Genomic DNA, 19,922 nt, shown 5'->3' with positions numbered 1-19,922 from the left:
ATGGCGCCGCGACGGGCGCCATCTTTTTGTAGTTAACGAGGAATCGTGAGCACTTGTCCGACACTGATTAAATTGACATTCGTGATGTTGTTGGCAGCGGCAATCTTGGCGACGGTCGTGTTATAGGCTGTTGCGATCTTATAAAGCGTATCGCCCGACTTGACGGTGTATTTGACTGTGGTCGTCGGTGGTGGAGGTGTGACGGTCGTACCCGGGATGACGAGCACTTGTCCGACGTAAATCGAATTGACATTCGTGATGTTATTGGCAGCGGCAATCTTTGCGACGGTCGTATTATACATCGTCGCAATTTTATAGAGCGTATCGCCCGACTTGACAGTATATTTGACTGTGGTCGTTGGTGGAGGTGTGATGGTCGTACTCGGAATGACGAGTACTTGTCCGACTGAAATCAAGTTGTAATTTGTAATGTTGTTCACGGCAGCGAGCGCAGCGACAGTGACACCGTAAGCCCGAGCAATGCTGTAGAGCGTATCACCTGATTTGACGGTGTAAGTCTTGCTAGTCGATGTGTTTTGGTAAGCGAGCAGTTGAGAGACGGTGACGAACTTGTAGCCTTTCGCTTTCAACTGAGAAATCATCGTCGGCAAGGCGAGCGGTGTACCTGGTGCACCGGCACCGGTGTGCATCAAGACGATTGAGCCTGGTTTGATGTTTGTCTGTACTTTCGTATTGATTTGGCTAGCAGTCAGTCCTTTCCAGTCAATCGTATCGATGTTCCATTGAATCGTATAACCGTAGCCGGCAGCGCCGACTCCGCTCAAGACGGCGCTATTGACGGCGCCGAATGGTGCCCGGAAGATTGGTTTCGTCGTTTTACCGGTAATGGATTTGACGAGCGCTTCCGTCCGATCAAGTTCTGATTTCATTTGCGTGGCGGTCAACTTTGTGAAGTCTGGATGGGTGTAGGAATGGTTACCGAGTTGGTGACCTTTGGCTGCGATGTTTTTAATGTATTGAGGATGGTTATTGGCGCCTGATCCAGTCAAGAAGAAAGTGGCTTTGACGTTGTTCTTGGCAAGTATGTCCAAAATTTTGTTCGTATTCGCACCATCCGCTCCGTCATCAAACGTCAACGCGACGACTTTACTCGTCGTATTCACACTCGTGATGAATTTCGAAGCGGCGGCGTCAGCCGATTTTGGATAAGCGACTAACGGTGCCAGCATGATCAACAAGGCCATCAATTCACGTACGAACTTGCTCTTCATTTTGGTTTCGCCTCCATTCTTAGGTGTATGTATCTTGGTGTCAAGGCTTTCCAAATATTGAGCTGTATATATATTTTATATACCCCATTTCAGATGATTCCATCAAAAAACCTAAATTTAGACAAAGGAATTTTTGGCGTCCATCTCTCAAAATATGTGTGTAATTTATGAGCGGAGGACGTCGCAAATATCACACAATCCTCACACATTTCCTGAAAAAGGATGGTATCATGAACAAAGTGTGAACCATGTAAGCGATTAAATAGGGGGATGTATGATGAAACGGACAATGATGAAACTGAGTTTAGCGACTGGTCTTGCTGGTGTTTTGATGCTCGGGGCTTGTGGGACGGAAGAGGTGGATCACGCATCTGAAACCGTTCAATCCATGGAGCCTGTCGAAGCCGAATTGAACGTACCGGCGACAGCTGACAAGGAGGAAACCGTCACCTTGTCGGTTCGTGTCACGCAAGACGGCGTGGCGGTCGACGATGCCGACGAAATCAAATTCGAGGTATGGAAAAACGGGGCGAAAGAAGAAAGCGAGATGATGAAGGCATCCCTGACGGAAGACGGGGTATACGAAGTCGAGACGACGTTCGCTGACGAAGCGGTCTATACGGTGCAAGTCCATGTGACGGCGCGGTCGATGCACACGATGCCGACGACGAACGTGACGGTCGGTCATCCGGAAACGGCGGCTGAAGCCGAAGAAACGAGCAATCATCATCACCACGCCGGCGCTGAGATTGTGCTTGAACCGAAACAAGCGACGGTGAACGAACCGCAACCGTTCAACGTGAACGTGGAGATTGATCACGAGATGCTGACAGGGGCTGACGTCCAACTCGAGGTATTCAAAGACGGGGCTGAAAAGCATGAATGGGTGAAACTTGAGGAAGCGGACGGTGTGTACACAGGGGAGCACACGTTCACCGAGGCGGGCCCATACAACGTCCAAGTCCATGTGACGAAAGGACATGACATCCATGAACACATCATGGAGACCATCGAGGTCAAATAAAAAAATCGATCGGCCGCGGCCGATCGATTTTTCTTATGCGTTCTGATAGAGTGACTCGACTTGCTGTTGCAGCGATTCGTTCTCGAGGAACTCATCGTACGTCGCTTCCTTGTCGACAATCCCGTTCGGCGTCACTTCGATGATGCGCGTCGCAATCGTCGAGATGAGCTGATGGTCATGCGAGCTGAAGAGGAGCACGCCTTTGAACGACTCGAGGCCGTTGTTGAGCGCTGTGATCGACTCGAGGTCCAAGTGGTTCGTCGGATCGTCGAGGACGAGGACGTTCGAGTTCGAGAGCATCATCTTCGAAAGCATACAACGCACTTTTTCGCCCCCTGAGAGGACAGATGCTTTCTTCATGACTTCTTCGCCTGAGAAGAGCATGCGTCCGAGGAAGCCGCGAAGGAACGTGTCCGACTCGTCGGCTGGTGAGAACTGGCGTAACCAATCCAAGATGCTCTTATCTGACCCTTCGAAATATTCCGAGTTGTCTTTCGGGAAGTACGACTGTGTCGTCGTCACGCCCCATTTGACCGTACCCGAATCCGGTTCCATCTCGCCCATGATGATTTTGAAGAGCGTCGTGATGGCAACGTCTGAGCGGCCGACGAAGGCGACTTTGTCCGTCTTGTTCAGTGAGAACGTGACGTTGTCGAGTACTTTCACACCGTCAATCGTCTTCGAGACGTTGTCGACGTAGAGCACGTCGTTCCCGATTTCACGTTCCATCGAGAACCCGACGAACGGGTAGCGACGTGATGACGGACGGATATCGTCGAGCGTGATTTTATCGAGCAACTTCTTACGCGACGTCGCTTGACGCGCCTTCGAGGCGTTCGAGCTGAAACGGGCGATGAAGTTTTGAAGCTCTTTGATCTTTTCTTCTTTTTTCTTGTTCTGGTCGTTGGCCATGCGTGAAGCGAGTTGGCTCGACTCGTACCAGAAATCGTAGTTTCCGACGTACAACTGGATTTTCCCGAAATCGAGGTCGGCCATGTGTGTACACACTTTGTTCAAGAAGTGACGGTCGTGGGATACGACGATGACCGTGTTCTCGAAGTTGATCAAGAACTCTTCGAGCCATTGGATCGCCTTGAGGTCAAGACCGTTCGTCGGCTCATCGAGGAGAAGAATGTCAGGTTTGCCAAAGAGTGCTTGCGCAAGGAGGACTTTGACTTTCTCGCCACCTGTGAGCTCGCTCATGAGCTTGTGGTGGGACGCGTCCGTGATGCCGAGTCCTTGAAGGACCATCGCAGCTTCTGATTCAGCTTCCCAACCGTTCATCTCGGCGAATTCGCCTTCGAGTTCGGCTGCACGCATGCCGTCTTCGTCAGAGAAATCTTCCTTCATATAGATGGCGTCTTTCTCTTTCATGACTTGATACAAACGCTCGTGGCCCATGATGACCGTCTCGAGTACCGCTTGGTCTTCGTACGCATAATGGTCCTGTTTGAGGACGGCGAGGCGTTCGCCTGGTGAGAAGCTGACGTCACCTGTTGTCGTCTCTTGCTCGCCGGCAAGAATTTTCAAGAATGTTGACTTCCCGGCGCCGTTTGCGCCGATCAAGCCGTAACAGTTGCCTGGTGTGAACTTGATGTTCACGTCTTCGAACAACTTGCGTCCACCGAATTGGAGACTTACGTTATTTACTGTAATCATGTATAGGATCCCTCGTTTTTCTGATTAGTTTACGACGTGTATTGTATCACGTTTTTTGAAAACGCGCAGGCATGGGTAAATATGAAACAAAAGTTGACGCAATTCGTATACCTTGCTATAGGGGGAATGACCATGAAAACATCAATCTCGCTTCGTGAAGCGTGGAACAACCATTATCGGAAAGACTTTTTTCGCCTGCTCGTCCTTTTCATCGTGACGAGCATCGCGTCTTACTTCATCTTCCGCTCGTTCGTCACGAGTGAGCAAATCGAAGAAATCTTGACTCAGATTGGCGATATGTTCGAGTCGCGTGGACTGACGTTCGATACGAGTGCGTTTGATACGATGATCGCCCTCTTCGTGAACAACACGCGCGTCGCACTACTCGCCTTTTTACTTGGGATGATCCCATTGTTCATCCCGTATGTGTTCGTCGTCGTCAACGCGGCCATCATCGGCCTCGTCGCCATGATCGTCGACTTTGCCGGCGAATCGGTCATGAAAGTGATCGCGCTCGGCATCTTGCCGCACGGCATCACGGAGATTTCGGCCATCCTGCTCGGTGCGGCGATGGGGTTGTCGCTCAACCGACATATTTGGCACAGGATGCGGGGGAAAGAGACGGACGTCACGTTAAAAGCGCTCTTTTTCGTCGGGGTGAAGATGTTTCTTTTCATCGTCGTCCCGCTACTCGCCATCTCGGCTGTCATCGAAGCGTACGTCACGCCGCTTTTATTACAGTGAAACAGCCATCGTGTGATGGCTGTTTTTATTGTGACGCCGTCGTCTCGAAACAGCGGAGCAGCGTGATGCCATCAGGAGAGACGCGACCGTTCACCTGCCACACTTCAAGCCCATTCCTAATCGCCTCACGTATCAACTGGCGAATCAAGGCATCGTGTCTCCGGTTCGGATTTCCCGTGAAGACGGGCGCGTCGTACAAGAAGACATAGAGCAAGACGGCCCGACCGGCTTCCGGTAACGTTGCGATCAGCGCCTCGAGATGACGAATCAACCGTTCGGTCTCGACCGGTCTCGTCACCTCACGTCGTTCAAAGCGGGGGAGCGGTGTCACGAATAGTTCGGTGAGCGGCATCTTTACTTCCATATAGAGACCGTCAACTTTGAAATCGAGTCGCGACCGTGCGACGAGGGGTTCTCGTTCGATGCGTTCCGGAGATGAAAAGACCGGTAAGGCGTTGAGGCTTAACAAGTGAGCGACCCAGTCGTTGACGCGACCTTGATGAATGCCGATCCATTGCGTATCGTCGATCGAGATGGCCTCGACCGTGAAGCGGGTCGTGCGGTTTGTCCCGTCTGCCGGTGAGACGAGGCAAGGTACCCCATGAAAGACGAGGTCGCCGATGCGTCCTGTGACCGGACAGTGACAGGCGACGACCTCATCATCAAGCAACACGTCCATGACGAACCGATTGCGTCGCTTGACGATTGTCCCTTCGCGTAACGGTTGTTCGAATTGGGACATCAGTCGACGCGCGTGATCGTCGTGTCGAGCTCGAACGCGACATTGCCGGCCAAGGCGCGTGAAATCATGCAACCGTCTTTCGCTTTCTTGGCGATGCGTTCGACGAGCGAGATGTCGCGGTCTGTCGCGGTCTGTGGCATCAGGACGCGCGTCGCGTACCGAATCGTCTCATACGTGAAAACGCCGTTCGTCACGTCGACGATGCCTTCAGCATCAATCGTGATGCCTTGATGCGTCAACTCACTTCGGCCGAGCATCGCCGCGAGCGTGATGATGTAACACGTCGCCGCCGCTCCGAGCAGCATCTCGTCCGGGTTCGTCCCGATGCCGGGGCCGTCCATTTCCGGGGGAATCGAAATCTGTGTCTTCAGTCGTTCCGCCTCAATCGTCCCGACGTCGTTTCGTCCACCGGTCCAGTCGAGGTTCATGTGAAAGGTATGCTTCATAAAAAATCGCCTCCAATGTCTCTAGTGTAGAAGAGAATCAGTGGAGGCGCATAAATTATGCTCGAGCCCGCTCGGCGAATGTGCGGAGCGTTTCGATGATGACGTGTGTCGCTTTTTCCATGTTGTTGACGGAAATGTACTCGAACTTCCCATGATAGTTCTCACCGCCTGTGAAGATGTTCGGCGTCGGAAGGCCCATGTAAGACAGTTGCGAACCGTCCGTTCCGCCGCGAATCGGTTCGATTTTCGGTTCAATGCCAAGGTCACGCATGACGTCCGCGACCGTGTCGACGATGTGTTTCACCGGGACGATCTTTTCGGCCATGTTGTAATATTGATCGTCCATCTTCAAGTCAATGCGCGCTTCACCGTATTTCTGCTTCCATTCCGCGACAAGCTTCTCAAGCAACACTTTGCGTGCCTCGAATTTCGCTTTGTCGTGGTCGCGGATGATGTACTGGAGCGTCGTCGTCTCGACATCGCCCGAGAACCCGTTCAAGTGGAAGAAGCCTTCATACTCGCTCGTGTGCTCCGGTGCTTCGTCGGCCGGGAGGCGGTTATGGAATGCCATCGCCAGCTTCATCGAGTTGACCATCTTGTTCTTCGCGCTGCCTGGGTGGACGTTCGTTCCGTGGAACGTCACGGTCGCACCGGCTGCGTTGAAGCTCTCGTATTGGAGTTCGCCGAGGGGACCACCGTCCATCGTATAGGCGAAATCGGCGTTAAAGCGGGCGACATCGAATTTATGTGGCCCACGACCGATTTCTTCGTCCGGTGTGAAGGCGATCCGGACCGGTCCGTGCGGAATCTCCGGATGGGCCAGTAAGTATTCGACCGCGGTGACGATCTCGGCCATGCCGGCTTTGTCGTCGGCACCGAGCAGCGTCGTCCCGTCTGTCGTGATGAGTGTATGTCCAACGTAGCCGTCAAGTTCTGGGAAGTCGCGTGGGGACAAGATGACATTGAGCGCCTCGTTCAAGACAATATCGCCGCCCTCGTAATGTGCGACGAGTTGTGGGTTGACGTTCGTTCCGGTGAAGTCGGTCGCCGTATCGACGTGGGCAAGCAGGCCGATTGTCGGTACTTCATGACCGACGTTACTCGGAAGGGTGGCGAACAAATAGCCGTACTCATCCGTCTCGACGTCCTCGAGCCCAATCGCTTTCAACTCGGCCTCGAGATGGCGAATCAAATCCCATTGTTTCGTCGTTGACGGTGTCGTCTCGCTCGTGAAGTCGGACTGTGTATCAATTTTTGCATACGTGATTAAACGTTCAATCAATTTCGCTTGCATGGTCTGCCTCCTCTAATCAATCTATTCTCGTTTAGTGTAGCATGAGAGCCGTTTTGAAAAGTATCGAAATTGTTTGAAAACAAAAAGAGAGGCGCGATGGCCTCTCCTTGGATTACTGGACGATGACGCCGCCATCGATGACGAACTCGGCCCCGGTAAAGTAACTCGATTCCTCCGAAGCGAGAAACAGGACGAGGTTCGAGACGTCGCCCGGTGTGCCGATTCGTTTGAGCGGTACCGTCTCTGCCATCTGTCTGACGATTTCTTCGACACCAGGTTGCATAATCATCGGCGTCTCAATCAAGCCCGGGTGAATCGAGTTGACGCGAATCCCGTCAGCTGCGACTTCAAGCGCGATCGCTTTCGTCATCCCCCGCACCGCGAATTTCGAGGCGACGTATGCGGCTCCACCTAGGCCGAGAATGCCTGAAATGGACGAGATATTGATGATCGATCCATGACCCGCTTTCCGCATCGATGGAATGACCGATTTCATACCGAGGAACACACCGACTTGGTTAATGTCGATGACTTTTCGATAATCGGCTTCGGACAACTCGTCAAGCGTATGGGTCAATGCGATGCCGGCGTTGTTGACGAGAATCGTGATGGGACCAAACTTCTCTTCGGCAATGTTCACTGCATCTTCCCAATCTTCTCGTTTCGTGACGTCATGTTTCAAGAAGACGACGGCATCACCGAGTTCCGCAGCTAGAGCCTCGCCCTCATCCGCCAAAATATCTGTGAACAACACGTGTGCACCTTCTGCCACCAGCTTCCGCACGTGGGAGGCGCCCATCCCGCGGGCCCCACCGGTCACGAATGCGACTTCACCTTGTACACGTCCCATTGTCCCTTCCTCCTTTATAAAAGAAAGCACCGTCTCTCTTTATTATAATAGGAATTACTACATATTATGAAGTAGTTTGACCTTGAAACATCAAAAAAGGAGAGGCAGTAAAAATGGAAGTAAAAACGACGTGAAGATGGCGGATAAACCCATCGCCGCGCCCCCGGTGGCCCCGGACAGCGGATGTTCCGTCGCGGCTTGAGCCGTGCCGATGCCGTGGCTGATTGTTCCAAGCGCGAGTCCTCGCGTGAACGGATCGGTCACTTTAAAGAGCGACAACATGAGCGGACCGAACATGGCACCGAGTATGCCACAGGCGACAGTGATGGAGGCGGCAAGGGCCGCGTCTCCTTGGAGCTGTTTTGCCAGTTCGAGCGCAATCGGAGCAGTGACGGATTTGACCGCTAGCCCGATGAGCACCTGGTCCGTCAGTTTGAGCGCCGTGCCGATCAGGACTGCGACGACAATCGTCGAGACGGTACCGGCAATAATTGCGCTCAGGGCGCGTTGTGCGCGTGCGAGGAGCGTCGGCAAGTTACGATACAGCGGCAGACCAAGGGCGACGGTCGCCGGACCGAGTAAAATCGTGATTAAATCTTTGGCCGGTTCATACACGTCGTATGGTTGCTCAAAAAGAAGGAGGGTCACAATCAAAATAGTTGTGCTCAAGAAGACGACGTTCGTGAACGGGGACGCCCATTTGAAGGACAGTTTGCGGCTGACGAGATAAACGCCGATGGTGACGAGTACCCAAAGTAATGTCATGACGTTTCACCTCGTCTTCCGGAGATGAGAGCGGTCACGATGAGTCCGACAAATAGACTGACAATCAAGGCAAGAAATAGCGGAATCCCTTCTGCTTTTAAGAGACCGCTATACGACATGAGGCCGACCGCAATTGGGATGAAGAAGAAAGCGAGATGTTTCGTGAGGAAGCCGGCACTGTCCTCGATCCATTCGACTCGGATGATTTTTGTCATGAGCAATATCAATAACAGCATCATCCCGATGACGTTTCCAGGCACTTTCCATTCGAGTGTGGCGACAATCCAGTTGCCGAACGCGCTTAACCCGAATAAGAGCGAAAGGCCGATCATCCATTTGATAAAGAGTTGCATATATACCATCCTTTCGCGAATACGTTCAAAACGTATGCATTTTCTCAAGTTTCATCCATGCGGTCAAGATAAAGGTTGTATAAAAAATGATAAAGGGTACATACGTTCGGTATGGTAGACTATTTGTATCATATCCGAAAGAGGTGGTCGAATGGAACTTCAATCAATCAAACAGTTTATTGATCAACACGGGCTCGAACAGGGCGGTGACATCTTGGCGGCGTTTACGAAGCGCGTCAACTTGAAGCTCGTACCCCGAACGACACGGGAAGAAGTCGCGATCGGTCACTCAAAATTTGGCGGCTATCCGGATTTACCGAGTGCCTCGGACCATCCTGGAGAGAACTTGACGTTATTGGCACAGTTCCGCCTGAGTGACTTCACTGGATTTGAATCAGTCGAAGCGCTTCCGAAAGAAGGGGTGTTATCGTTCTTCTATGATTTGGACGAACAACCATGGGGTGACGCGGACGAACGTCACCTTTGGCGCGTCTTCTATACAGAAGCGATGACGCTTGAACGGGTCCGCGTCGGTGAAGCACTCAACGAGAGGGCTGTCGCATTCGAAGAAGGCTATGCGCAGAACGATCACGACTTGTTTGATCTGATGAGCGAGGATGAATATGCCGCTTTTGAGGAGTTATTCGATGAGGACGAGGCACATGCGGTAGGCGGGCATCCGGACGAGGTGCAACATGATGTGTTTGAAGAGATTGAAGAGACGCATGGGGAACGATTCGGTGACCCGTTTCTCTTATTCCAAATGGATTCAAGCGAAGAACTCGACATCATGTTCGGTGATGCCGGCATCCTTTACTTCCTCATCCCGACCGAAGCGCTCCGAGCCAAACATTTCGAAGAAGCGGAAATTATCATGCAATGCTACTGAACGCCAAAAGAGAGTCGACCCCAACATCGGGTCGACTCTCTTTTTGGTTAAACTTGTTTTGTCTTACGGAACCGTGCGAAGAACTCATACACGATTGGGACGATGAGAAGCGTCAACAGCGTCGAACTTGTGAGTCCACCGATGACGGTCACACCGAGCCCTTTCGAGATGAGTGCGCCACCCTCGAGCCCGAGGGCGAGTGGGGAAAGCGCCCCAATCGTCGCGAGCGCCGTCATGAGAATCGGACGAAGACGTGTGCCGGCCGCTTCAAGGAGCGCCTCACGCGTTGACAATCCTTCCGCTTCTTTGTGAAGCACGCGGTCAATCAAGACGATGGCGTTCGTGACGACGATTCCAATCAGCATGAGTGCACCGATGAGTGCCGAGACGGAAATCGTCTCACCCGTCACGAGCAACGCGACCAGCCCTCCGATGATGGCGTACGGAAGCGAGAACAAGACGACGAACGGTGTGACGGCGCCGCCGAACGTGATGACGAGCACCAAGTACACGATGGCAACGGCTGCGAGCATCGCGAGGCCGAGCTGCGTGAACGACTCTTGAATCTGTTCCGTTACCCCACCGACGTCATACGATACACCGCTTGGAAGATCGATGTCCGCTACCCGTTCTTCGATGGCAGCCGACGCTTCCGTCGCTTTGTCCGTACTGAGCTCGACGTTGACACGTGCGAGCAGTTTCCCGTCGCGTTGGACGAGCGTGTCCGGTGTCGTTCCTTCTTCGACTTCAATGAAGTCCGAGATTGGACGTGGACCGAACGGGGTCGTGATGTCTTGCGCTTGTAAATCTTCGATGCTGTCATACGTGACTTGTTCGGTCGGGATGATGACGTCGAGTTGTTTGTCATCGACCGTCACACTGGCGAGCGGGCTTTCTTGAGCTTGGAACTGACCGATTGTCTGCGCGATTTGGAACGTCGAGACACCGGCTTCAGCCGCCGCTTGCTGGTCGACGTTGAACGTATATTGCACATACGATTCACGTAAGTCTGACGTGGCTTGACGGACGTATTCGGTCTCTTGCTCAATCGTCTCGACGAACGTCGGGACGATGGCCTCGAGGTCTTCGAACGAGTTGGCATAGACGTTGTACGTCACCCCGCTCGTCGCGCCGCCACCTGTGAAGTCTTGCTCTTTCCACTCACCGGCCGGGGCGAGTTCGTTCAAACGTTCAATATCGGCAAGTTTGACATCAGCGAAATCTTCTGTGGCCGGATCATATTGTACGATGAAAATCCCTTGCTTGTTATTGCCCGGGTTGAGTGGGTTTTCGCCGCCGACCGTGAACTGCACGTCGGTCGCGTTCGGCTGTTCATCCATGAAATATGCTTCTGCAACTTCGGCTGCGGCAATCGAATCGTCAAGCGTTTGACCCGGTTCTGGGTCGAACGTGACGAACAGCGTCTTCTCAGACTCTTGGTTCAAGAAGTTGACCCCGATAGCTGGGACAAGGGCGAAACTTCCGATTAAGAGAAGCGTCGCCAGTCCGAAGACGACGAGTTTATGGTTGAGCGACCAGTTGAGGACGCCACGATACCATTCGGCGAGCTTCCCTGGTCCTTCTTCCGGCTTCAGCTTGTCGCGGTTCTTAAAGAACGAGTCGGCCATCATCGGTACGACCGTGATCGCGACGAGTAAGGACGCGATTAAAGCGAAAACGACGGTCAAGGCGAACGGTAAGAACAGCTCGCCGACGAAGCCTGTGACGAATCCGAGCGGCAAGAAGACGGCGATCGTGACGATCGTCGACGAAGCGATCGGAATGAACACTTCTTTCGTCGAGGCGATAATCAGGTCTTTGCCGCGCAACGTCTCGTTCGGACGGGTGAGGCGACGGTAAATGTTCTCGATGACGACGATGGAGTCATCGACGACCCGCCCGATGGCGACGGTCATCGCACCGAGCGTCATGATGTTGAGCGTGATATCGAGCTGTTTCAAGACGATCAATGCCATCAAGAGCGAGAGCGGGATGGAGATGACCGCGATAATCGTCGAGCGGAAGTTACGAAGGAACACGAGAATAATCAAGATGGCGAATAGACCACCGAGTAACGCTTTCGAGACCATCGTTTCGACCGATTCTTCAATCGGTTGACCTTGGTCGAGCGTAATCGAGACGTTGGCCGTGTCATAGTCGGTCTCGAAATCGGCAAATGCATCTTTGACGGCATTGACGACATCGACGGTGTTCGCGTCTTGCGTTTTCGTCACTTGAATCCCGATTGAACGTTCCCCGTTCGACCGTGAAATCGATTCCTCGATGCCACGGTCTTCAATCGTCGCGAGTTCGCTCAAAGCGACCGTCGGGACGGTCGTCGGTAGATTCGCAGGTGGGACTGCACCTGGTACGTCAGTCGGGATTTGCGGCGTCTCGCCAGTCGGAAGTTCCGTTGGCGCACCTGGCACCGGCTGTTCCGTTGGTGCGGGTGAGTACGGAATTTGGAGATCGCGGAACGCCTCAAGCGTCTCCGACTTCCCGTCGATGACGACGGCTTGCTCCGTATCACCAAGTTCATACAGGCCGAGCGCGATGCGGGCATCGTTCGCTTGAATCAACTGTTTGACGGTGTCTTCCGTCAAGTTATATTCGGCGAGCGCCTCCTCATCGAATCGAAGCTCGACGCGACGAATCTCTTGTCCGGCGATTTGGACGGTCTGAGCGCCTTCGACGCCTTCAAGGGCCGGTTGCAACTCATCTTCGACCAATTTCGTCAATTCGGCCAAATCGAGACTCTCATCTGAGACGGCTGCACCAACGACAGGGAACGCGTCAAAACTGAGTCGTGATACTTGTGGGTCTTGAACGGATTCTGGCAATTCGACGTTGCTGAGCGCGTCTTTGACGAGTTGTTCAGCTTCTTCCATATCGGTGCTGAAGTCATAATCGATTTGAATGTTTGACGCGTTCTGGAACGAAGACGAACGAACTTGTTCGACCCCGTTCAAGCTCTTCAAGCGCTCTTCGAGCACGGTGCTCACTTCGTCGAGCACTTGTTCAGGTGAGGCGCCTGGATAAATCGTCGTCACCGAGACAGTCGGTGTCGTGATGTCAGGCAACGTTTCTAGTTTCATCGTCAAGCCGGCGAAAATTCCGGCGGCCGTCAAGATGATCGTCATCAACCAGACGGCGAACTTGTTGTTGACGGAGAAGGACGTGATTTTTTGCATGGGGTTCATTTCTCCTCTAATAGATTAGTCTGTTTTACCCGAATCGATGTTCTGGGCTCGCTCGATCAAGCGAGCGATAATGTCTTGTTTTAAAGCAGGTGGGGCGACGCCGACGTTAAAGTGCTCGGACATCATCATGCCTTCGAGCGCATAGCGGATAATCATCGTCTCGACGGGGTCGCTCGTCTGTTGAAACTGAGCGAAGAACGTGTCGAGGTCGTGCTTCCACCGTTCGGCGTACTCCTGGTCGACAGCAAATAGCGTCAAAAAGGCAATCATCTTCTCGGCGTCGATGTGGATGGCTGAGCGCTCGGGATGAAGTTTCGTCTCGTCAAAGAGACGCACGAACGCTTCGACGGGACCGTTGCCATCGGCTTGGAGCGATTCGTACAAATCGTTTTGCTCGGTTTGGAGCCGTTCGACGATGGCGGTCAACAACGCTTCTTTGGATGGATAATGATACAGGAGACCACCTTTCGAGACACCTGCCGTCTTGGCGACTTCGTCCAATGTCAGGTGATGCACACCATGTTCCATGATGATATCCGTCGCTGCATCCAACAATTTCTGTTTCGTGATCAGTGATCGGTTTGTCATGTCACGCCTCCTTTCTGTACCGACCAGACGGTTTGTTCTCTTCCACTATAGGGGGGTAGTCATTTTGAAGTCAAGACATGATGACGTTAAAACTGTTAAGTTATAAATCTATAACTACTGTAAACGATTTCAAAAAAAGGTTGACGTGAGAATGATTATCAGTGATGATAGTAACTGAGAGTAATTATCATTACCAACAATAGAGATGAATAAGTGGGGGATTATGAAATGAACAAAAAGTACATGGCACTCGGCCTTTCGGCTGCGCTCACAACATCGCTTCTTGCGGCTTGCGCCAGCACGGAAGAGACGACGACTTCAAGCGATAATAAGACAGCGGAAGAGTCAAAAGTCGTCAATGTTTACTCGAGCCGTCATTATGATGTCGATAAAGAGCTTTACAAGCAGTTCGAAGAAGAAACGGGCGTGAAAGTCAACGTCGTCGAAGGGAAGAGCGATGAGTTGCTCGAGCGTTTGAACACAGAAGGCGACAACACGGAAGCCGATCTCTTCATCACAGCGGATGCAGGGAACTTGTATCAAGCCAAAGAGGCGGGACATCTGCAAGCGGTCGATAGCGATGTGCTTGAGTCGAACGTCCCGGAAAAATACCGTGACACGGATAAAGAATGGTTCGGTCTCACGAAACGGGCACGTGTCATCGTCTATGCAAAAGACCGTGTGAAACCAGAAGACTTGTCAACGTATGAAGCACTCACAGAAGAACAATGGAATGGCAAAGTACTCGTCCGTCCGTCTGAGAATATGTACAACATCTCGCTCCTCGCTTCGTTCATCGAAGTGAACGGTGTCGACCAGGCAAAAGAGTGGGCGAAAGGCATGGTCAACAACTTTGCACGCGATCCACAAGGGAATGACCGTGACCAAGCGAAGGCAGTCGTCGCCGGCGAAGGTGATGTCGCTATCATGAACACATATTACATGGGACTCATGTTGAACTCGGAAGACGCGGAAGAGAAGAAAGTCGCTGAAGAGCTCGGTGTCTTCTTCCCGAACCAAGACACGACAGGAACACACGTGAACATCTCAGGAATCGCAATGACAAAAGCAGCGAAGAACTCAGACAACGCGAAGAAACTCATGGAGTTCATGTCTGACCCGTCAGCACAAGAACAGTTCGCGAGCGCGAACTATGAGTACCCTGTCAACGAGTCGGTTGAACCGAACGAACTCCTCAAATCATGGGGTGAGTTCAAAGAGCAGGACATCAACCTCTCGGCACTTGGAGAACACCAACAAGAAGCCATCCGTCTCTTCAACGAAGCGGGCTGGAAATAAGAAGACTTCGGCTTGAACGTGCGTTCAGGCCGAAGATTTTTGCGTTTCTCGACATGCTAGCGGTACAACGGGAGCGTTGAACCTGATATGATGGGACAGGAAGTGACTGAACGAAAGAACGGGAGTTGTACGGAATGAACTGGTACGCGCTGAAACGACAACTGAATGGATGGGCCATCCTCAGCTTTATCGCGCTCGTGTTTATCGTCCTGCCAGGCGTCGTCGTCTTGGTCGAGCTGTTCGCACCGGTCAATGAGAACTGGCAACACATTCGCGAGTACTTGTTGCCGACTTACGTGCGCAATACACTGTTCATCATGCTCGCGACCGGCCTGTTGACGACTGTCATTGGGACGAGCCTGGCGTGGTTCGTCACGGTGTATGACTTTCCGTTCCGTCGGTTCTTCAAATGGGCGCTCATCTTACCGCTCGCTATCCCGCCTTACATTGGGGCGTATACGTATCACGGCATCTTGAACTACACGGGCGTCATCCAGACGACGCTTCGGAACGAGTTCGGCATCACAGTCGACCAGACGTATTTCAACATTATGACGATTCAAGGAACGGTGTTCATCTTCACGCTGTTCTTGTATCCATATATCTATACAATCACACGGGCCTTCCTGCACAACCAATCGTCCTCGATGATTGAGAACGCCCGCATCCTCGGCCGCGGCTCGTGGGACATTTTCTTCACCGTCGTCATTCCGATCTCGCGCGTCGCCATCATCGGCGGGGTCAGCCTCGTCTTGATGGAAGTGTTGAACGACTATGGGGTCGTCAAATACTTCGGGATTCAGACGTTCAGCACGGCCATCTTCAGTACGTGGTTCGGGATGAAAGATACGTCCTCGGCACTCAAACTGGCCGGGACGCTCATGATTCTCGTCATCGCCATCTTGACGATGGAACGGCTCGTTCGTGGCCGGAAACAGTTCAGCTATGCGACGACGAAAGTGAAGCCGCTCAAACCGAGACAACTGAATGGATGGCATCGTTACGCCGTGTTCGGCTATGTGGCTACCATCTTTGGGATTGCGTTCCTCATTCCGTTCGTGCAACTCGTCGCTTGGACGGTATTAACGTTCGAACAAGTGTTTACGGCCGAGTTTTTCCGCCTTGTTTGGAACACGGTGAGCGTAGCGTTCATTGCGACCGTGATCATTCTCGTGTTCGCGCTCATCATCGCGAACTACACGCGCCTGTTCCCGTCGAACATGACACGCGTCATTTCGAAAGTGACGACGCTCGGCTATTCGATTCCGGGAGCGGCCATCGCCATCGCCGTCATCACGTTGTTCTTGCTGCTTGATGAGTGGGTGTTGAACGTGGCGCTCGCCCTGGATTTAGGCCAGACGTTCGTGTTCAGGACGACGCTCATCATGCTAATCTTCGCCTACGTCATCCGCTTCCTCGCCATCGGCTATAACTCGATCGAGAGTGGATTTGAGAAAGTCGGCAAGTCGTTCACGGAAGCGTCGCGCATGCTCGGGTGGGGGACGGTACAGACGTTCTTCCGGGTCGATATCCCGATGATTAAAGGGGCCATCATGAGCGCGTTCATCCTCGTCTTTATCGATATTATGAAAGAATTGCCGCTGACGCTGTTCTTGCAGCCATTCAATTTTTCGACGCTCGCCACACAGGCGTTCAAATATGTCAGTGACGAGAAGATACATGAGGCCGCGCTCGCCTCGATCGTCATCGTGCTCATGAGCGGACTGTTGATCTTTGTGTTCCATAAGGTGCTTGATAAGGAGGCCGACTAATGTTTGTTCAAATCAACGATTTACACTTCAGCTATAAAGGTGCGCAAGCCGAAACGATTAAAGGATTCTCCATCTCGATCACGAAAGGTGAAATCGTCTCGCTTCTCGGTGACAGTGGTTCTGGGAAGAGTACGATTTTACGCCTCATCGCAGGGCTTGAGATGCCGAATCAAGGCGTCGTCGTCGTCAACGACTGTGTCTGTTGCGACGATTGCCAGTTCATGCCGCCTGAACAGCGTGGTGTCGGGATGGTGTTCCAAGACTATGCGCTCTTCCCACATATGACCGTTGAGAAGAACATCCGCTTCGGTCTGCATAAATTGAGCCGGAAAGAGCGAAACGAGCGTGTCGAAGAGATGTTGACGCTCGTGAACCTGTCCGAGTTCCGTCATCGCTATCCGTATGAGCTCAGTGGCGGACAGCAACAGCGTGTCGCGCTCGCGCGTGCGCTCGCACCGAAACCGTCGCTCCTCATCTTGGATGAGCCATTCAGCAACTTGGACACGTCGCTCCAACATCGGATTCGGGACGATTTGCGCCGCCTCCTCAAACAGACGGGGACGACGACGATTTTTGTCACGCACGATGAAGAGGACGCAGAGGCGCTCGCCGACCGTATCGTCTATCTTGGTGAAGGCAAAATCAAAAAACAGATCATGACGGAGAACAACAAGACGTTCAACCCGCAGATTCCGTGTTTTGTGTAGAACGTAAGAACCCGCAGACATAAATCGTCTGCGGGTTCTTTGTGGTTACTTCGTCTGTTTAGAAGGACCCGATTCATTCCCGAGTTGATCGATCGCTGTCACGTAATAAGTTGCCTGCTCGTTCGTGACCTCGATGCTCTTCCGGGCGTGCGACGGGATACTTTCAATATGCGTCGCTTCACCGTCGATGATTTCATAGACGCGATAGCCGATGACAGTGTCGTCACGGACGGCGTGCCACGTGAGTAAGTTCCCGCGGAGTTCGACGCTCGTCGGTGCGTCGAGTTCAACTTCGGTATTGATCTCGGTATCGACAAGCTCGGTATAGACGACGAAACGCTCGTCATAACCGCCGTCACCGAACGTGCCGGAACACGTGATCAAATTCAACTGTCGGCTCGACGTGGCCCCGAAGATATCCTCGATCGGTGCGTTTTTCGTATCATAGCTCTCTGTTTTGGTGACACGAAACGTCAACGTTTTGCCGTTCTCGTCGATAATCGTCACGTCATCGCCTGCCTTCAGTTGGTCGAGCTCGTAAAAGACGGCGGGCCCCGTCTTGCTGTCGACGTGTCCGGCGATGACGGCATTGCCTTTACTTCCGGGCTTGACGCCAGGTTCGAACCAGCCGACTTGATCTTCGTCAGCCGGTACACCCATCTGACCGTTCTCGAGCAAGCCGACCTGTTCGATGGCGGTATCGACGTTAATTTTTGGGATTTGGATGGTGACCGGGGTCACTGCCTTAGCACTTTCTTCTTCCACTGCGAGCCGAAGTTTCTTCACCTCTTCCTGTAGAAGTGAGAATTCAGCCGATAAATCTGGACTCTCCTCTATTTGTTTTTCTTCTACAGGTGGTGACGACGATTCTTGGGCGCTCGTCCACGTCCAGAAGCCAAAACAAAAGAGAGAGAGCGCCAGAAACAAATGGCGCTTGTTCATGGGCTCCCTCCTTATTTCTTATTGTTCAGATACTTTACGGTTGCGAAGTGTGACGAAGGCGAGTAAGATTCCGCCAAGGACAGCAAGGCCAGCGTAGAGTGTGTTCATCGATTGTGTTTGTGCACCACCGAGACCTGTTTCAGGCATTTCTTCAGGCATTGTTGTTTCGTGGAACTTGTCAGGCATTTGTGTCACGATCGCGTTACCGAGTGTTTCACCGACACCGAACATGAACGCGTATCCTTCACGGAATGACATCCAAGCTGCTTCTGCATCACCGGCTACATATTGATCAAACGTTTGAAGCACGAGTGCTTCGTGTTGTTTGATTGCTTCTTCACCGGCAGCTTGTGGCAAGTTGCCTTCTGTTGCTGCATCGAGGAATGTGCTGAAGTCGACAGCGAACTGGTCAAGCTTCATACGAGCTTCTTCGATTTTCGCTTCGTCACCTTCGAGTGTGGCAGCGACAATGTCACCTTGGGCTGTGATGTGGTTGCCGTTCCATACTTTCTCGAACTGCGCTGCGCCTTCGTCACCGTATACAGAAGCGATGGCTGCTTTGAAGTCGAGTGTGTTCTGGTCTTCCGCCCAGCTCACGTAGTCGAAGTCTTCTGCTTGGTCGTATCCTTTTTGCATGCCGATTGCGGCGAGAGCGAAGTGCTCACCTGCAAGGCTGTTCAACGTTGAGCGGAGCTCGACGGCCGGTGTGTCGGCTGGTGAATCAAACTTGTCAGGCATTTGTGTGACGATCGCACCTGAGAGGGCTTTACTGATGTCGAACATGAGCTTGTATCCTTCACGATACGTCATGTATGCCGACTCGTAGTCACCTGCTACGTAGTTGTCGAATACAGAGAGGACTTGTTCTTCATGAAGTTCGAGGACGTCAGCCGCTGCATCTTTAGGAAGGTTACCTTCTGTCGCGGCGTCAAGGAATGTCGAGAATTCTTCGACAAACTCGTCGACTTCTGTTTCTGCCTCAGCGCGGAGCTCTTGGTCCTCTGACTTCGCTGCTTCGACGAAGTCTGCCGAGTAGTCGTTATGGCCGGCGAAGATTTCTTCGAATTGGGCCGCGCCTTCATCACCGTAAATCGATGCGATGGCAGGTGTCATGTCGAGTGCGTTTTGGTCGAGCGCTTTCATCGCCACTTCAGCGTCTGCTGCTCCGTCGTATGCTTTCATCATCGATGTGACCGCTAAGACATAGTGCTCAGATAGCAACTGGTCGAGTGTCGCACGAAGGTCACCGGCCGGTGTGCTCGCTGTCGGTGCGTGATCTGCCGCCTGGGCGTTGAGTGGGACGAGTAAGCCTAACGCTAATGCCGGTGCTACAATCTTGTTCATTGTTTTCTTCTTCATGTGAATCGCTCCTTTGTTTTGTGAGTGTTGTCGTTGTTTACACCCATCTAACGGAGC

General features: G+C 52.5%; 18 protein-coding genes. 6 read left to right on the top strand and 12 right to left on the bottom strand.

Features of this window, described 5'->3' with window-relative positions; genetic code table 11:
- Positions 1-32 precede the first annotated feature (32 nt).
- Entirely contained in the window at positions 33-1,232 is a 1,200-nt protein-coding gene (locus KB235_RS00830) for a LysM peptidoglycan-binding domain-containing protein (RefSeq protein ID WP_211780126.1), read from the bottom strand.
- Between the two features lie 277 nt (positions 1,233-1,509).
- Here KB235_RS00830 and KB235_RS00825 point away from each other — a divergent pair, with 277 nt between their 5' ends.
- Positions 1,510-2,256, top strand: a complete 747-nt coding sequence (locus KB235_RS00825; protein ID WP_211780125.1) for a FixH family protein — start codon at positions 1,510-1,512, stop codon at positions 2,254-2,256.
- Positions 2,257-2,289: 33 nt separating this feature from the next.
- Here the strand turns inward: KB235_RS00825 and KB235_RS00820 are convergent, their stop codons facing one another.
- Entirely contained in the window at positions 2,290-3,915 is a 1,626-nt protein-coding gene (locus tag KB235_RS00820) for an ABC-F family ATP-binding cassette domain-containing protein (protein WP_211780124.1), read from the bottom strand.
- A 132-nt stretch (positions 3,916-4,047) separates the two neighbouring features.
- On the opposite strand from KB235_RS00820, the gene KB235_RS00815 reads away from it, so the two are divergent.
- Entirely contained in the window at positions 4,048-4,659 is a 612-nt protein-coding gene (locus KB235_RS00815; RefSeq protein ID WP_211780123.1) for a stage II sporulation protein M, read from the top strand.
- 25 nt (positions 4,660-4,684) lie between these two features.
- Here KB235_RS00815 and KB235_RS00810 read toward each other — a convergent pair whose 3' ends face one another.
- The 6 genes from KB235_RS00810 to KB235_RS00785 form a co-directional block, all read right to left on the bottom strand.
- Complete coding sequence (locus KB235_RS00810; RefSeq protein WP_211780122.1) at positions 4,685-5,401, bottom strand: DNA/RNA nuclease SfsA; 717 nt, start codon at positions 5,399-5,401, stop codon at positions 4,685-4,687.
- Positions 5,401-5,847: an OsmC family protein gene (locus tag KB235_RS00805; RefSeq protein WP_211780121.1), complete on the bottom strand. Its 447-nt coding sequence runs from the start codon at positions 5,845-5,847 to the stop codon at positions 5,401-5,403. The genes KB235_RS00810 and KB235_RS00805 overlap by 1 nt, the downstream gene beginning before the upstream one ends.
- 55 nt (positions 5,848-5,902) lie before the next feature.
- Positions 5,903-7,141, bottom strand: a complete 1,239-nt coding sequence (gene pepT / locus KB235_RS00800) for a peptidase T (protein WP_211780120.1) — start codon at positions 7,139-7,141, stop codon at positions 5,903-5,905.
- Between the two features lie 112 nt (positions 7,142-7,253).
- The gene (locus KB235_RS00795) at positions 7,254-7,991 is read right to left on the bottom strand and encodes a glucose 1-dehydrogenase (RefSeq protein ID WP_211780119.1); all 738 of its coding nucleotides are present in this window, start codon (positions 7,989-7,991) and stop codon (positions 7,254-7,256) included.
- A gap of 90 nt (positions 7,992-8,081) precedes the next feature.
- Positions 8,082-8,756: an LrgB family protein gene (locus KB235_RS00790; protein WP_211780118.1), complete on the bottom strand. Its 675-nt coding sequence runs from the start codon at positions 8,754-8,756 to the stop codon at positions 8,082-8,084.
- On the bottom strand, positions 8,753-9,109 hold the full coding sequence (locus KB235_RS00785; protein ID WP_114164927.1) for a CidA/LrgA family protein: 357 nt from the start codon (positions 9,107-9,109) through the stop codon (positions 8,753-8,755). The genes KB235_RS00790 and KB235_RS00785 overlap by 4 nt, the downstream gene beginning before the upstream one ends.
- Before the next feature lie 151 nt (positions 9,110-9,260).
- Between KB235_RS00785 and KB235_RS00780 the strand changes: the two genes are divergently transcribed.
- Positions 9,261-9,998 (top strand): YwqG family protein, encoded by a 738-nt coding sequence (locus KB235_RS00780; RefSeq protein WP_211780117.1) that lies wholly within the window; start codon positions 9,261-9,263, stop codon positions 9,996-9,998.
- A 47-nt stretch (positions 9,999-10,045) separates the two neighbouring features.
- Here the strand turns inward: KB235_RS00780 and KB235_RS00775 are convergent, their stop codons facing one another.
- Both KB235_RS00775 and KB235_RS00770 read right to left on the bottom strand, forming a co-directional pair.
- Positions 10,046-13,189, bottom strand: a complete 3,144-nt coding sequence (locus tag KB235_RS00775) for an efflux RND transporter permease subunit (RefSeq protein ID WP_211780116.1) — start codon at positions 13,187-13,189, stop codon at positions 10,046-10,048.
- Between the two features lie 24 nt (positions 13,190-13,213).
- Positions 13,214-13,786, bottom strand: coding sequence for a TetR/AcrR family transcriptional regulator (locus KB235_RS00770; RefSeq protein ID WP_211780115.1), 573 nt, complete (start codon positions 13,784-13,786; stop codon positions 13,214-13,216).
- A 228-nt stretch (positions 13,787-14,014) separates the two neighbouring features.
- Here KB235_RS00770 and KB235_RS00765 point away from each other — a divergent pair, with 228 nt between their 5' ends.
- The 3 genes from KB235_RS00765 (at position 14,015) to KB235_RS00755 (ending at position 17,564) form a co-directional block, all read left to right on the top strand.
- Positions 14,015-15,085, top strand: coding sequence for a Fe(3+) ABC transporter substrate-binding protein (locus tag KB235_RS00765; RefSeq protein ID WP_211780114.1), 1,071 nt, complete (start codon positions 14,015-14,017; stop codon positions 15,083-15,085).
- A gap of 134 nt (positions 15,086-15,219) precedes the next feature.
- On the top strand, positions 15,220-16,857 hold the full coding sequence (locus KB235_RS00760; RefSeq protein ID WP_211780113.1) for an ABC transporter permease: 1,638 nt from the start codon (positions 15,220-15,222) through the stop codon (positions 16,855-16,857).
- Complete coding sequence (locus KB235_RS00755) at positions 16,857-17,564, top strand: ABC transporter ATP-binding protein (protein WP_021068048.1); 708 nt, start codon at positions 16,857-16,859, stop codon at positions 17,562-17,564. The genes KB235_RS00760 and KB235_RS00755 overlap by 1 nt, the downstream gene beginning before the upstream one ends.
- Before the next feature lie 45 nt (positions 17,565-17,609).
- Here KB235_RS00755 and KB235_RS00750 read toward each other — a convergent pair whose 3' ends face one another.
- Together KB235_RS00750 and KB235_RS00745 are read right to left on the bottom strand one after the other, a co-directional pair.
- Positions 17,610-18,506 carry a class F sortase gene (locus KB235_RS00750; protein ID WP_211780112.1) on the bottom strand — a complete coding sequence of 299 codons (897 nt, stop codon included), beginning with the start codon at positions 18,504-18,506 and terminating at the stop codon, positions 17,610-17,612.
- Positions 18,507-18,524: 18 nt separating this feature from the next.
- The gene (locus KB235_RS00745; protein WP_211780111.1) at positions 18,525-19,865 is read right to left on the bottom strand and encodes a globin family protein; all 1,341 of its coding nucleotides are present in this window, start codon (positions 19,863-19,865) and stop codon (positions 18,525-18,527) included.
- Positions 19,866-19,922: the final 57 nt, after the last annotated feature.

Origin of the sequence: Exiguobacterium alkaliphilum, assembly GCF_018138125.1 — a bacterium.
GTDB lineage: Bacteria > Bacillota > Bacilli > Exiguobacteriales > Exiguobacteriaceae > Exiguobacterium > Exiguobacterium alkaliphilum.
The sequence above is the reverse complement of the archived record's forward strand: the minus strand, read 5'-3'. Positions and strand labels throughout refer to the sequence as shown.

What these genes read in the sequence shown, in the direction of transcription:
- KB235_RS00830 (WP_211780126.1), bottom strand. Translation starts at nt 1,232, where the DNA reads ATGAAGAGCAAGTTCGTACGTGAATTGATGGCCTTGTTGATCATGCTG.
- KB235_RS00825 (WP_211780125.1), top strand. Translation starts at nt 1,510, where the DNA reads ATGAAACGGACAATGATGAAACTGAGTTTAGCGACTGGTCTTGCTGGT.
- KB235_RS00820 (WP_211780124.1), bottom strand. Translation starts at nt 3,915, where the DNA reads ATGATTACAGTAAATAACGTAAGTCTCCAATTCGGTGGACGCAAGTTG.
- KB235_RS00815 (WP_211780123.1), top strand. Translation starts at nt 4,048, where the DNA reads ATGAAAACATCAATCTCGCTTCGTGAAGCGTGGAACAACCATTATCGG.
- KB235_RS00810 (WP_211780122.1), bottom strand. Translation starts at nt 5,401, where the DNA reads ATGTCCCAATTCGAACAACCGTTACGCGAAGGGACAATCGTCAAGCGA.
- KB235_RS00805 (WP_211780121.1), bottom strand. Translation starts at nt 5,847, where the DNA reads ATGAAGCATACCTTTCACATGAACCTCGACTGGACCGGTGGACGAAAC.
- pepT (WP_211780120.1), bottom strand. Translation starts at nt 7,141, where the DNA reads ATGCAAGCGAAATTGATTGAACGTTTAATCACGTATGCAAAAATTGAT.
- KB235_RS00795 (WP_211780119.1), bottom strand. Translation starts at nt 7,991, where the DNA reads ATGGGACGTGTACAAGGTGAAGTCGCATTCGTGACCGGTGGGGCCCGC.
- KB235_RS00790 (WP_211780118.1), bottom strand. Translation starts at nt 8,756, where the DNA reads ATGACATTACTTTGGGTACTCGTCACCATCGGCGTTTATCTCGTCAGC.
- KB235_RS00785 (WP_114164927.1), bottom strand. Translation starts at nt 9,109, where the DNA reads ATGCAACTCTTTATCAAATGGATGATCGGCCTTTCGCTCTTATTCGGG.
- KB235_RS00780 (WP_211780117.1), top strand. Translation starts at nt 9,261, where the DNA reads ATGGAACTTCAATCAATCAAACAGTTTATTGATCAACACGGGCTCGAA.
- KB235_RS00775 (WP_211780116.1), bottom strand. Translation starts at nt 13,189, where the DNA reads ATGCAAAAAATCACGTCCTTCTCCGTCAACAACAAGTTCGCCGTCTGG.
- KB235_RS00770 (WP_211780115.1), bottom strand. Translation starts at nt 13,786, where the DNA reads ATGACAAACCGATCACTGATCACGAAACAGAAATTGTTGGATGCAGCG.
- KB235_RS00765 (WP_211780114.1), top strand. Translation starts at nt 14,015, where the DNA reads ATGAACAAAAAGTACATGGCACTCGGCCTTTCGGCTGCGCTCACAACA.
- KB235_RS00760 (WP_211780113.1), top strand. Translation starts at nt 15,220, where the DNA reads ATGAACTGGTACGCGCTGAAACGACAACTGAATGGATGGGCCATCCTC.
- KB235_RS00755 (WP_021068048.1), top strand. Translation starts at nt 16,857, where the DNA reads ATGTTTGTTCAAATCAACGATTTACACTTCAGCTATAAAGGTGCGCAA.
- KB235_RS00750 (WP_211780112.1), bottom strand. Translation starts at nt 18,506, where the DNA reads ATGAACAAGCGCCATTTGTTTCTGGCGCTCTCTCTCTTTTGTTTTGGC.
- KB235_RS00745 (WP_211780111.1), bottom strand. Translation starts at nt 19,865, where the DNA reads ATGAAGAAGAAAACAATGAACAAGATTGTAGCACCGGCATTAGCGTTA.